The sequence below is a fragment of the Kitasatospora sp. NPDC059599 genome (assembly GCF_042735125.1).
In the GTDB taxonomy this organism is placed as follows: Bacteria; Actinomycetota; Actinomycetes; order Streptomycetales; family Streptomycetaceae; genus Kitasatospora.
The window spans coordinates 1-13,149 of sequence record NZ_JBHWCL010000025.1 but is presented as its reverse complement, the minus strand read 5'-3'; the positions used below and the strand labels follow the sequence as shown (position 1 = coordinate 13,149).

Below are 13,149 nucleotides of genomic sequence, written 5' to 3'. Positions count from 1 at the left end.
AACTAGGTTACAAACCTTGGATTCCCAGTCACCCGGTTTGCCCACATGCTGAGATTCGTGCAATAGTCAAGGCATCGAACTTCGGCGGGCCCGACCTGGCACTGCCGACGCCCATCGCGCGGCACGCACCCCCTTGGCCGGCGCGATGACTTGCACGGGCCCCCACCCGCCGGACCACGGCGAATTCGGGGGCCCTGCGCGTATCCGGGGACAAGCCCCGGACAGCACGCCTCAGTGCCGCTCGCGCACCTTGAGCTCGAACCAGACTCCCTTGCCCCGCGGCAGCAGGTCCGCACCCCAGCGGTCGGAGAGGTCGTCGACGATCTTCAGCCCGCGGCCCCGCTCGTTCACCGGCCTCGGCTCGGCCAGGATCATGCAGGGCAGCGCCCGGGAGGAGTCCCGGACCTCGACCCGAAGCCAGCCCGGCTTGCGGCTGACGTGCAGGCCGATGGTGCGGCCGGCGGCGTGCCGCACCGCGTTGGCCACCAGCTCGCCGGTGAGCAACTCACCCGCCTCCAGGTGCTGGTGGAGGTCCCAGGACTCCAGGACGGACAGCACCAGTCGACGGGCGACCGGGCCCGACTCCGGCCGGGACGGCAGCCGCACCTCGCTCGGCGCGGACTGGTCGCGCAGTCTGCCGGAGTACATCTCCTCCAGCTCCTCGGAGCTGAGCCGTTCCAGCGCCGAGAGCGCTCCCTGGACGTCGATCCAGGACGCCTCGGCGACCCGGCCGACCCCGGGAACTGATGACTGATCTGTTTCGCCCCAACCCGCCATGCGGACCATCATTGCGGAACGCAAGCAGCCGCGTACGGACAATGAGCAAACGATCTCGGCCGAGTCGGCATATGCCGGGTGCAAGCGGGGGTCACCCCGGGTCGACGTACGTCAAGCCCGAGTTGACCCCCGAGCCGTCCTACCAGGAACTCCACGGCACGTTCCAGCCACTCAGCCCGTTCGACGGGTCGAGCGTTTCCTTCTTGATGGAGTTCTTGACGGTCACCACATCTCCGACGAGCGAGCCGGCGTAGAACTTGCCCATCGAGCTGGAGTCGCTGCCGCCCTCGGCGTCCTTGAGCCCGACACAGCCGTGGCTGACGTTGTCTCCGCCGAAAATGCTGTTCTTGGCCCACCAGTTGCCGTGCACATAGGTGCCGCTGGTGGTCAGCCGCATCGAGTGCGGCACCTGGAGGTCGTAGGGCGCGCCGGTCATGCCGGGCAGGGTGCTGGACTGCATCCGCACCGTGCCCTCCTTGGACATGATGACCATGGTGCCGTTCCAGGTCGGGTGGTCGTCCGAGCCCGAGGTGATGTCGATGTCGGAGCTCTGCCCGCCCGAGACGACCGTCATCCTGTGCTCGGCGGCGTCAACCGTCGAGATCTGGGATCGCCCGATCGTGAAGGGCTCGTCCCGGTCCGAGCCGCCGTAGACGCCCGGAGCGATCTCCACGCTCTTCAGCCGGTAGTGCACGTTCACCTTGGTGCCCGGCTTCCAGTAGCCCTCGGGACGGAAGTCCACCCGGCGGTCGCCGAACCAGTGACCCTTCACCACGGTGCCGTTGTCGGTCTCGAAGGTGATGCCCTTGGCGACCGCTTCCTTGTTCTTGACGTCCTTGGTGAACTCCACCGAGACGATCATGCCGACGCCGTACGTCGCGTTGTTGTCGACGTTGTCGGAAGCCTTGGCCTGGACCTCCGGCGTCAGCGTGGTGAAGCTGCTGTCCGCCTCGGCGACCGCGCCGTCGGCGTCCGCCGCCATCGCGCTGACCTGGTAGGCGGTGCCCACCGAGAGGCCGGTCGACGGGGTCCACGAGGAGCCGTCGGCGGAGATCGTGCCGGGCACCTCCTTGCCCGACTTGTCGCTCACCTTGACGGTGGTGAGCTTGCCGCCGGTCGCACCGACCTTCAGCGCGTTCGGTGCCACGTCCACCGAGCCGGCCTTGGGCTCGATGCTCACGGCCGCCTTCGAGACCTTCGGCGCCGCGCCGGTGGGTGCCGCCGCGGGCTTGGAGGCGCCCGCACCGGCCCCCAGGTCGGCCTTGGCCGCGCTGCCGTCCCCGCCGCCACCGCCGCAGGCGGCCGTCAGCGCCATCGCCCCGCCGACCAGGCCGGCGGTCACCACTCTGCGTATCGACCTCACGCCGATCCCCTCCTCGGACATCCCCGAACTCCCCGGAACTCCCCGTGGATCCGATCCGCGACGGACCCGGCCGGGCGCGAGCACCCGGCCACCGGAAAGGTTGCGCCATGCGCGGGGCTCCTCGCCCCGAAAACCGGAGCGGCCCGACCCCAACGGGTGAGGATCGGACCGCTCCGTGAGAACTCACCGGAGCGCCCGGACTGACCGGGCCGACCTCCGGGTAGGGCCTACCAGTTGGCCCAGGCCAGGTTCCAGCCGCCGAGCCCGTTGTCGGGGGCGACGGTCTTCTCCTTGCTGTTCACGATCTTGACGACGTCGCCGACCATCGAGTCGTTGAAGAACTTGCCCGCCACCGAGCTGTCGCTGCCGCCCTTGACGTCCTGCATCGACACGCAGCCGTGGCTGGCGTTGGTCTTGCCGAACGGGCTGGCCCAGTAGTTGCCGTGCACGAAGGTGCCGGAGGTGGTCAGCCGCATCGCGTGCGGCACGTCCTGGATGTCGTACTCGCCGCCGAGACCGACGGTCTGCGAGTTCATCCGGGTGACCTTCTCCTTGGACATGATCACCATGGCCCCGCTCCAGGACGGCGTGGCGTCCGCGCCCAGGGTGACCGGCACGGTGGTGGTCTGGCCGCCCCGCTCGATGGTCATCTGGTGGGACTTGGCGTCCGCGGTGGCGACCTGCGAGCGGCCGATGGTGAACGGCTCGTCCTTGTCCACGTCGCCGTAGACGCCCGGGGAGACCTCGACGTTCTTCAGCCGGTACTTGACGGTCACCTTGGTGTCCGGCGCCCAGTACTGCTCCGGGCGGAAGTCCACCCGCTTGTCGCCGAACCAGTGCCCCTTGACCACGGTGCCGTTGTTGGTCTCGAAGCTGATGCCCTGGACGACGGCGTCCTTGTTCTTGACCGGCTTGTTGAACTCCACCGAGACGATCATGCCGACGCCGTAGGTGGCGCCGTCACTGATGTTGTCGTTGGTGGAGATCTTCTTGTCCGGCGTCAGGGTGGTGAACGAGGTGGTGGACGCGGCCACCAGGCCCTCGGCGTCCTTGGCCTGCGCGTTCACCTTGTACGCCATGCCGACGGTGAGTGCCGCCGCCGGCTTCCAGCCGCTGCCGTCCGGGGTGATCGCACCCGTGACCGGCTTGCCGTCCTTGTCGGTCACCTCGACCGTCGTGAGCTTGCCGTTGGCGACGGACACCTGCAGCCCGGAGGGCTGGACGTCCTGCGCGCCGTCCTTCGGCTCGACGGAGATCACCGCCGCCGAGGTCTTGGGCGTCCCCGAACCGCCCGAACCGCCCGCGTCCGCCGAGGCCGACGTGCCGGCCGCGTTGCCGCCGCCGGAGCCCCCCGAGCCGCCCTTGTCGTCGTTGCACGCCGCGGTGAGCAGCAGCACCCCGCCCATGACCAACGCCATCGCCCCCCTGCGCCCGTAGCGGCTGGTGGTACGTATCGCGGCGCCGGCCGTCTTACCCGTCTTCACGGTTTGTCCCCTCCCGGTATCCACTCTCTTGACGCGTTGAGTGCCCCCATGAGTTGCACCGGGCGCCGATCTTTCGCGCCGGACTGCGGACGCGTCGGAGCAGGATAACCGGGCCGTTCGAACGGATTTGCAGGGGTGTCGAACAGAACCGGGTGAAGCCGGGGTGAACCGGGCGTGAAGGGCGGTCCGGGGGGGTGCCGGGGCGCTGCCGGGGGAGTCCCGGGGGGTGCCGGCAGCCGGATCCTGTCCGGGGCCTAGTGCAGCGCGCCGCCGGCCACCCACTGGTCCCAGGGCACGTTCCAGCCGTTCAGCCCGTTCTGCGGCGGCACGAGGTCCCCGGTCGAGGCCCGCACCTCCACCACGTCCCCCGGGACGGTGTGCTCGAACAGCCAGCCCGCCGGGGTGTCCTTGCTGGTGCCGCCCTTGGCGTCGACCAGGCCGATGCAGCCGTGGCTGGTGTTGGCGGTGCCGAACGCCGCCGGGTCCGCCCAGTAGTTGCCGTGCAGGAAGGTGCCGGAGGTGGTCAGCCGCATCGCGTGCGGCACGTCCTTGATGTCGTACTCGTCGCCCATGCCGACGGTCTGCGAGTTCATCCGGGTCACCTGGTACTTCTCCGACACCACCATCACCCCCCGGTAGGTGGAGTGCTCGGGACTGCCCCCGGAGACCTTGAGCACCCGGACCACCCTGCCGCCCTGGCCCGCCCGGACGGTCAGGGTGTGCGCGTCCAGGTCCACGGTGGAGACCTGGGCCCGGCCGACGGTGAAGCGCAGGTCCCGGTTCTGGGTGCCGAACTCGCCCGGCGCGCCCTGGACGTCCTTCAGCCGCAGCGCCACCGAGACCCTGGTGCCGGCCGTCCAGTACTGCCGCGGGCGGAAGTCCAGCCGCTGGTTGCCGAACCAGTGCGCGGCCACCGGCACCGGCGGGTCGGCGGTGACCCGGAGGGCCCGCTCCACCGCCGCCCGGTCGGCGATCGGACGGCTGAAGCGCAGCGAGACCGGCATGCCGACGCCGACCGTGGAGCCGTCCTCCGGGGTGAAGAAGGCGACGAAGGTGTGCGCCCGGGCCACCGTCGAGAAGTCCGTGTGCTGGGCGGCCCGCTGGCCGTCGTCGTCCTCGGCGACGGCGTCCAGGGTGAACGCGGTGCCCAGCGGCAGCGGCCCGTCGGGCGCCCAGCCGGCACCGTCCGGGGCGATCGATCCGGGCACCTCCGTGCCCTTGGCGTCGGCCAGCCGGACCGACACCAGCCGGCCCTGCGCGGCGCTCACCCGCACCGCGCCCTCCGGCTGCACGTCCACGGCGCCGTCGGCCGGCAGCGTGGTGACGACCGCCCGGGACGGCGGCGGGGGCGCGGTGTACGCCCCGGGCCCCGCCCCCGCCTCCACCGCGTCCCCGGGCGGCCCCGCCGGGGACGCCCCGCCACCACACCCCGTGAGGACCGCCAGGCAGCAGGCCACCGCCGCCGCGCCCCGCGCCCACACCCGTCCTCGGCGCCGCATCCCGGGGCCTCCCCACCGTTCGTGTCCGACGTCCGGAACAACGACGGCCGCGGACGGGGGGACACGCACGCCGGCACGGAACGCCCGCACCCCGGGCGCGCGGGGCGACGGGCCGTGCGCCTGCCCCGCCCCGCACCCGCCCTCCCGGGAGCCCCCGCCCCCGGGCCCGCCCCCCTGCCCGCCATCCGCCGGTAAGCCCCCGTTCAGCGGCTTCCGATCTGCGCAATCCGGGAATGAGGAAGTGAACGGGGTCCGGGACACCCCGCCCAGGGAGGGTACGGCCATGGCGTCAGGTCAGGAGCTGGAAGCCGGGGTACGGCCGGACGGCGGCCCGCACACCGCCGAGCCACCGCGGCCCGGCAGCTGGCAGCCACTCGGCGCCCGCTTCCACACCGACCGGCTCGGCCACCGCGGAACCAACTTCGCGCTCTGGGCGGCCGGCGCCGAGGCCGTCGAGCTGTGCCTCTTCGACGAGGACGGCCGGGAGAGCCGGCACCGCCTCGGCGAACAGGACTTCCAGGTCTGGCACGGCTTCCTGCCCGGTGTCGGCCCCGGCACCCGCTACGGCTTCCGGGTGCACGGCCGGTGGGACCCGTGGACCGGCGCCCGCTGGAATCCGGCCAAGCTGCTGCTGGACCCGTACGCCCGCGCCGTGGACGGCTGTTACACCTCGCACGACGCCGCCTGCGCCGCCGTCCGCAACTGGCCGGAGGCGGACGTCGCCGACACCGTGCGGGACAACCGCGACTCCGCCCCCTACGTGCCCAGGGCCGTGGTCGTCCACGACGACGACGACTGGTACGACGACCACCGCCCCAAGACGCCGTGGGCCGAGACGGTGCTCTACGAACTGCACGTGCGCGGCTTCACCATGCGCCACCCCGACATCCCCCCGCACCTGCGCGGCACCTACGCCGGCCTCGCCCACCCCGCCGCGATCGCCCACCTCACCCGCCTCGGGGTGACCGCCGTCGAGCTGCTGCCGGTCCACCAGTACGCCAGCGAGGACCACCTGCAGGCCCGCGGCCTGGTCAACTACTGGGGCTACAACACGGTCGGCTACTTCGCCCCGCACGCCGGCTACTCCTCCGCCGGCTCGCGCGGCGGCCAGGTCGGCGAGTTCAAGCGGATGGTCCGCGCCCTGCACGCCGCCGGGATCGAGGTGATCCTGGACGTGGTGTTCAACCACACCGCCGAGGGCGGCGCACTCGGCCCGATGCTGTCGCTGCGCGGCATCGACAACGCCGCCTACTACCGCCTCCCGCCGAACCGCCCGCGCGCCTACGCCGACTACACCGGCTGCGGCAACACCCTGGACACCCGCCACCCGCAGGTGATCCGGCTGGTCACCGACTCGCTGCGCTACTGGGTCGCCGAGATGGGCGTGGACGGCTTCCGCTTCGACCTCGCCGCCGCCCTCGCCCGCGGCGGCCCCGCCGGCGACGGCGTGGACATGGACCACCCCTTCCTCACCGCCGTCGCCCAGGACCCGCTGCTCAGCCGGGTGAAGCTGATCGCCGAACCCTGGGACGTCGGCCCGGGCGGCTACCAGGTCGGCGGCTTCCCCCCGCTGTGGGCCGAGTGGAACGACAAGTACCGCGACACCGTACGGGACTTCTGGCGCGGCGCCCGCCCGGACGTGCGCGAGCTCGGCTACCGCCTGTCCGGCTCCTCCGACCTCTACCAGCGCGGCGGCCGGCGCCCGTACGCCTCCGTGAACTACGTGACCGCGCACGACGGTTTCACCCTGCGCGACCTGGTCTCCTACGACCGCAAGCACAACGAGGCCAACGGCGAGGCCAACCGGGACGGCACCGAGGACAACCGCTCCTGGAACCACGGCGCCGAGGGCGAGACCGCCGACGGCGCGGTCAACGCGCTGCGGCTGCGCCAACTGCGCAACCTGACGGCCACCCTGCTGCTCTCCGCCGGCGTCCCGATGCTCACCGCCGGGGACGAACTGGGCCGCACCCAGGGCGGCAACAACAACGCCTACTGCCAGGACAACGAGGTCAGCTGGCTGGACTGGTCGCTGCTGGCGGAGCCCGGCTGGCGGGAGCTCTGCGACCTGACCGCCCGGCTGGTCCGGCTGCGCCGCGCCCACCCGGTGCTGCGGCAGCGGGCGTTCTTCTCCGGCCGGGCCGCCACCCCCGGCGGCCAGCCCGACCTGGCCTGGTTCACCCCGCTGGGCAAGGAGATGACCGAGGCCGACTGGTTCGCGCCGACCGCCTGCCTCGGCATGCTGCTGTCCGGCACCGCGATGTCCGAACGGGACGACGCCGGACGGCCGTTGCGGGACGACAGCTTCCTGCTGCTGCTCAACGCGGGCCACCGGGCCACGGCGTTCACCCTGCCCGGCGAGCCCTGGGCGGCGCCGGAGGCCGCCTACGAGACGGTGATCGACACGGCCGACGCGGGCGCGGTCGGACCGCACCCGCAGGGCATCGTCGTCCTGGACGGGCGCTCGCTGCACCTGCTGCGCGCGCCCGCCCCGGGCGCCTGACCCGGGCCGGGGCCCGGGACCCGACGCGGCGGCCCGGGCCGTGCCGGCCGCCGCCTGCCGGGGCGGCGTCAGCCCCGGGCGTGCCCGAGCTCGACGTTCTCCAGCACGCCGATCGCGTCCGGCACCAACACCGCCGCGGAGTAGTAGGTGCTGACCAGGTAGGAGGCGATCGCCGTCTCGTCGATGCCCATGAACCGGACGTTCAGACCCGGCTCGACCTCGTCCGGGATACCGATCTGGGTGAGCCCGACGACGCCCTGGTCGTCCTCCCCGACCCGCATCGCGAGGAACGAGGTGGTCTGCCGGTCCGAGACCGGGATCTTGTCGCACGGGAAGATCGGCACCCCGCGCCAGGTCGGCCGCTGCTTGCCGAGCACGTCGACGGTGGCCGGGTGGATGCCGAGCCGGTTGCACTCCCGCCCGAAGGCGGCGATCGCCCGCGGGTGGGCGAACAGGTAGTCGGTGTCTCGGCGCATGCTCAGCAACGCGTCCAGGTCGTCCGGGGTGGGCGCGCCGGAGCGGGTCTGGATCCGCTGGTCGACGTCGGCGTTGCCGAGCAGGCCGAAGTCCGGGTTGTTGACGATCTCGTGCTCCTGCCGCTCGCGCAGGGCCTCGATGGTCAGCCGCAGCTGCTCCTCGGCCTGGTTCATCGGCCGGTTGTAGAGGTCCGCGACCCTGGTGTGCACCTTGAGCACGGTCTGCGCGACGCTCAGCTCGTACTCCCGCGGCGTCGACTCGTAGTCCACGAAGGCACCGGGCAGCTCGTACTCGCCCTCGTGGCCCGCCGACAGGCCGATCTCCGCCTCGCCGTGCGCGTTCCGGGCCTGCGCGGCGTCGGCGGCGAAGCCCAGCAGCTGCTCGCGCAGCGAGTCCGAGCGGTCGACCAGCTCCTGGAAGACGGGCCGGGGCAGCGCCATCGCGATGCCGGAGGTCGCCGCCGTCACGGTGTACGGCCAGGTGCCGTCCGGCTCGGTGAGCACCTCGTCGCCGAGGTGGTCGCCGTCGGCGAGGGAGCCGAGCGCCGTCCGCTCGCCGTACTTGCCGGTACCGGTCCGGTCCACCTTGCCGTGCGCGACCAGGAACACCTCCTCGATCGGATCGCCCTCCCGCACCAGGACGTCGCCGGCCGCGAAGTCCCGCCGCACGAACCGGCGGGCCAGTTCCTCCAGCACCCCGTCGTCCCGGTAGCCGTGCAGGGCCGGCACCTCGCGCAGCGAGGGGGCGATCACGCTCACCGATCCGCCGGCCCCGGCGAAGCTCACCCGGCCGCGTCCGGTGGCGAGGCTGAGACGGCGGTTGACCCGGTAGGTGCCCCCGCTGACCTGGACCCAGGGCAGCATCGTCAGCAGCCAGCGGGAGGTGATCTCCTGCATCTGCGGCTTCGACTTGGTCGTGGTCGCCAGGTTCCGCGCCGCGACCGTGCTGAGGCTGAGCTGGGCCCGCACCCGCACTGTCGCGGCCCCGGGTCCGGGGCCCGGGGTGGGTTCGGTCTCGACCGTCATGTCGGCACTCCTGTCACTCAGGCGTCGATGGGCGTCCCCCCGGGGATTCCATCGGCCGATCGGCCGGGGCTCGCAAGAGGCGCCCAGCGCACTCCTCCCTGCACGAAGCGACGCGCACGCCCTGCTGTTCGCCTCCGCGCCGCCCGCCGGAGTGGCCGGTTCTCGCCCGCGACGCCGACAGGGGCGAAAAACCGGATGAGAAGTGACGGGCTCTCTGCCTACCCTCACCGCGATGGCCGAGAACCGACATGACACCGACAACCCGCCCGTCGACGGGACCGCCCGGGCCGACGATCCCGACGGATCCGACGTACCCGGCGCAGCCACCACGGCCACCGGCCCGACGACCGGACCGCGCCGTTCCACCGTCCGCTCGCTGCTGCGCCTGTGGCCGTACGCGCGCGCCGTCCGCGGCCGGCTGGCCGTCTCGGTGACCGCCGCCACGCTCGGCATGCTGAGCACGCTCGCCGTCCCGGTGATCCTCGGCCGGATCGTGGACGGCCCGCTCGCCACGCACGACCTGACCGCCCTGTGGCCCCTGGCCGGCCTGCTGCTGGTCGTGGGCCTCTTCGAGGCCGGACTGTTCTACACCCGCCGGGTGGTGCTGGCCCGCCCGCTCGCCGGGCTGGAGACGGCGATGCGCGGGGACCTCTTCGCCAAGCTCCAGCGGCTGCCGGTCTCCTTCCACGACCGCTGGGGCTCCGGCCAGCTGCTCTCCCGGGCGACCGCCGACATGTACACCATGCGGCTGTTCCTGGCCTTCCCGCTGGTCTTCCTGGTCGTCAACTCGGTGACGTTCCTCGCCGGCACGGTGGTGATGTTCACCCAGGACTGGCGGCTCGCGCTGATCGCCCTGGTGCCCGTCGTCCCGCTGTTCCTGATCACCCGGAGCTTCGAGTCCGGCTACTCCGGCGCCTCCCGCCTCGCCCAGGACCAGAACGGCGACCTCGCCACCGTGGTCGAGGAGTCCGTCCTCGGCATCCGGATCCTCAAGGCCTTCGGCCGCCACCGCTCGATGGCCGAACGCTTCCGGGCCCTCGCCCAGGAGCTGCGCCGCACCGAGCTGCACAAGGCCCACCTGCTCGCCAAGCTCTGGGCCGTCATCATCGGCCTGCCGGAGCTCGCCCTCGGCTGCGCCCTCGCCGCCGGCGCCTACCTGGTCGCCCACGACGAGCTGAGCGCCGGCACCCTGGTCGCCTTCCTGTCCACCGCGCTCGCGCTGCGCTGGCCGGTCGAGTCGCTCGGCTGGCTGCTCGCCTACGCCAACGAGGCCGCCACCGCCACCGACCGCTTCTTCGAGGTGCTGGACGAGCCGGACACCCCGGACCCGGGCACCGCCACCGGGCTCGCCGCCCCCGACGGCATCCGCTTCACCGGCGTCCGCTTCCGCTACCCCGACGCCCCCGGGGACAGCCCCGACCTGCTGGCCGGCATCGACCTGCACGTCCGCAGCGGCGAGACGATGGCCCTGGTCGGCGCCACCGGCAGCGGCAAGACCACGCTCACCGCACTGCTCCCCCGGCTGTACGAGGCCACCGCCGGCACCATCACGCTGGACGGCCGGGACATCCGCGACCTGCCCCGGGAACGGCTGCGCGAACTCGTCGCGGTCGCCTTCGAGGAGCCCACCCTGTTCTCCGCCACCGTCCGGGAGAACGTCCTGATGGGCGCCCCGGGCGCGAGCGGGAAGCAACTGGACTCCGCCCTCGCCACCGCCCAGGCCGGCTTCGTGGACAAGCTCCCCGAGGGTGCGGACACCGAGGTCGGCGAGCAGGGCCTGAGCCTGTCCGGCGGCCAGCGCCAGCGCCTCGCGCTGGCTCGCGCGGTGGTCGGCGACCCGGCCTTCCTGGTGCTGGACGACCCGCTCTCCGCCCTGGACGTGCACACCGAGGCCCTGGTCGAACGGGCGCTGCGCGAGGTCCTCGGCACCACCACCGCCCTGGTGGTCGCCCACCGCCCCAGCACCGTGCTGCTCGCCGACCGGGTCGCGGTCCTGGCGGACGGCCGGATCGAGGCCGTCGGCACCCACCAGGAGCTGCTGCGCGACTGCGCGCACTACCGCGAACTGATGTCCGGCGAGGCCGCCCTCGTGCCCGAAGGAAGTGCAGCCCCGTGACCACGACCGCCGAACCCACGCAGGCCGGTCCCGTCCGGCCCACCGGCGAGGAGCCGCCCCCGCCCCCGGCCGACGAGGAGGACATCCCCGTCCCGCCCGGTGCGCCCCGGGCGCTGCTGCGCTCGCTGCTCGGCCCGCACCGGGCCCGGATCGCCGTCGCGATGGTGGTGATCCTGGTCCAGCAGGCCGCGCTGCAGTCCGGCCCGCTGCTGGTCGCGGTGACGATGGACCGCGCCGTCCCGGCGCTGCGCGCGCACGACTCGGGCCCGCTGGTCGCGGTGATCGCCGCGTACCTCTTCTGCGCCCTGCTCAGCCCGGTGCTGCAGTGGGTGTTCATCAAGATCAGCGCCCGGGTCAACCAGGACATCCTGCTGGAGCTGCGCGGCCGGATCTTCCGGCACGCCCAGCGGCTGAGCCTGGACTTCCACGAGCGCTACACCTCGGGCCGGATCATCTCCCGCGCCACCAGCGACATCGACGCGCTGCGCGAACTGCTCTCCGAGGGCCTGCAGGAGCTGCTGACCGTCCTCCTGTCGGTCTGCTACATCTCGGTGCTGCTGATGGTGCTGGACTGGCGGCTCGGCCTGGTCTCGCTGGTGTCCACCGTGCCGCTGGCGCTGATCGCCCGGTCCTTCCGCAGCCGCTCGCGGCGGGTCTACCGCCGCTCCCGTACCTCGGCCGCCTCGCTGATCGTCCGGTTCACCGAGACGATGAACGGCATCCGCCCGGTGCAGGCCTTCCGCCGCGAGGAGGCCAACGACACGGCGTTCGCCGTGGTCAACCGGCAGTCCGCCACCGCGACCGCGGACGGCCTGCTGGAGATCGCCCGCTACGTCGGCCTCTCCCGGGCCACCGCCAACCTGTGGATCACCGGCGTGGTGCTGTTCGGCGCCTACCTGGCCGTCGAGGACGCGCTGGAGCTGGGCGTGCTCACCGCCTTCGTGCTCTACCTGCGCCGGCTCTACGACCCGATCGACCAGCTGGCGATGTTCCTGAACAGCTACCAGTCGGCCGCCGCGGCGCTGGAGAAGATCGCCGGACTGCTCGCCCACGAGCCGAGCGTCGCGGAGCCCGCCGAGCCGAAGGAGCTGCCCCGGACGGCCGGCCGGGGCCGGGAGGTGTCCTTCGAGCGGACCCGCTTCGCCTACCGCACCGGCAAGGAGGTGCTGCCGCCCTTCGACCTGCTGGTCCCGGCCGGGCAGACGGTCGCGGTGGTCGGCGCGACCGGCGCGGGCAAGTCGACGGTCGCCAAGCTGCTGGCCCGCTTCTACGACCCGACCGACGGCCGGATCCGGCTGGACGGCGTGGACCTGCGCGAGCTGGCCACCCCCGAGCTGCGGCGCGGGGTGGTGATGGTGACCCAGGAGTCCTTCCTGTTCTCCGGCACCGTCGCCGAGAACATCGCGATCGGCCGCCCCGGCGCCGGCCGCGAGGAGGTCGAGCGGGCCGCCCGCGACATCGGCGCGTACGAGTTCATCGCGGCGCTGCCGGACGGCTTCGACACCGACGTGCGCAAGCGCGGCGGCCGGATCTCGGCCGGCCAGCGCCAGCTGGTGGCCTTCGCCCGCGCCCTGCTGGCCGACCCGGCGGTGCTGATCCTGGACGAGGCGACCAGTTCCCTGGACGTTCCGGGCGAGCAGGCCGTCCAGCGGGCGATGCGCACGGTGCTGGCCGGCCGGACGGCGGTGATCATCGCGCACCGGCTCTCCACCGTGGAGATCGCCGACCGCGTCCTGGTGATGGACCAGGGCCGGATCGTGGAGGACGGCTCCCCGCGGGAGCTGATCGACGGCTCCGGCCGCTTCGCCGCGCTCCACCGGGCCTGGCGGGACAGCCTGGTCTAGGTCCGGGCGGGGCCGGCGCCCCGCCCCACGAATGTGCCCGACCGGGTGCGCCGTCACGCAC

8 protein-coding genes are annotated in these 13,149 nt (G+C 72.7%); 3 read left to right on the top strand and 5 right to left on the bottom strand.

The features are described from left to right. Positions 1-231: 231 nt before the first annotated feature. The 4 genes from ACFV04_RS12040 to ACFV04_RS12025 all read right to left on the bottom strand — a co-directional run bounded on the left by ACFV04_RS12040 (position 232) and on the right by ACFV04_RS12025 (position 5,123). Positions 232-777: an ATP-binding protein gene (locus ACFV04_RS12040; RefSeq protein WP_380345682.1), complete on the bottom strand. Its 546-nt coding sequence runs from the start codon at positions 775-777 to the stop codon at positions 232-234. A gap of 139 nt (positions 778-916) precedes the next feature. Next, the gene (locus tag ACFV04_RS12035; RefSeq protein WP_380345684.1) at positions 917-2,140 is read right to left on the bottom strand and encodes an Ig-like domain-containing protein; all 1,224 of its coding nucleotides are present in this window, start codon (positions 2,138-2,140) and stop codon (positions 917-919) included. Positions 2,141-2,367: 227 nt separating this feature from the next. Then, positions 2,368-3,624, bottom strand: coding sequence for an Ig-like domain-containing protein (locus tag ACFV04_RS12030; protein ID WP_380345686.1), 1,257 nt, complete (start codon positions 3,622-3,624; stop codon positions 2,368-2,370). Between the two features lie 254 nt (positions 3,625-3,878). Then, on the bottom strand, positions 3,879-5,123 hold the full coding sequence (locus ACFV04_RS12025; protein ID WP_380528656.1) for an Ig-like domain-containing protein: 1,245 nt from the start codon (positions 5,121-5,123) through the stop codon (positions 3,879-3,881). A 283-nt stretch (positions 5,124-5,406) separates the two neighbouring features. Here ACFV04_RS12025 and glgX point away from each other — a divergent pair, with 283 nt between their 5' ends. Further along, positions 5,407-7,626 (top strand): glycogen debranching protein GlgX, encoded by a 2,220-nt coding sequence (gene glgX / locus ACFV04_RS12020; RefSeq protein WP_380345690.1) that lies wholly within the window; start codon positions 5,407-5,409, stop codon positions 7,624-7,626. 68 nt (positions 7,627-7,694) lie between these two features. Here the strand turns inward: glgX and ACFV04_RS12015 are convergent, their stop codons facing one another. After that, positions 7,695-9,128, bottom strand: coding sequence for a family 2B encapsulin nanocompartment shell protein (locus ACFV04_RS12015; RefSeq protein ID WP_380528654.1), 1,434 nt, complete (start codon positions 9,126-9,128; stop codon positions 7,695-7,697). Between the two features lie 232 nt (positions 9,129-9,360). Between ACFV04_RS12015 and ACFV04_RS12010 the strand changes: the two genes are divergently transcribed. Beyond that, positions 9,361-11,244, top strand: coding sequence for an ABC transporter ATP-binding protein (locus ACFV04_RS12010; protein ID WP_380528652.1), 1,884 nt, complete (start codon positions 9,361-9,363; stop codon positions 11,242-11,244). Then, positions 11,241-13,088 (top strand): ABC transporter ATP-binding protein, encoded by a 1,848-nt coding sequence (locus ACFV04_RS12005; RefSeq protein ID WP_380345696.1) that lies wholly within the window; start codon positions 11,241-11,243, stop codon positions 13,086-13,088. Before ACFV04_RS12010 ends, ACFV04_RS12005 begins: the two co-directional genes overlap by 4 nt. The last annotated feature ends 61 nt before the right edge of the window (positions 13,089-13,149 follow it).

Bases quoted from the DNA above. Each gene is read 5' to 3' on its own strand.
- ACFV04_RS12040 (WP_380345682.1), bottom strand. From the start codon at position 777: ATGGCGGGTTGGGGCGAAACAGATCAGTCATCAGTTCCCGGGGTCGGC.
- ACFV04_RS12025 (WP_380528656.1), bottom strand. From the start codon at position 5,123: ATGCGGCGCCGAGGACGGGTGTGGGCGCGGGGCGCGGCGGCGGTGGCC.
- glgX (WP_380345690.1), top strand. From the start codon at position 5,407: ATGGCGTCAGGTCAGGAGCTGGAAGCCGGGGTACGGCCGGACGGCGGC.
- ACFV04_RS12015 (WP_380528654.1), bottom strand. From the start codon at position 9,128: ATGACGGTCGAGACCGAACCCACCCCGGGCCCCGGACCCGGGGCCGCG.
- ACFV04_RS12010 (WP_380528652.1), top strand. From the start codon at position 9,361: ATGGCCGAGAACCGACATGACACCGACAACCCGCCCGTCGACGGGACC.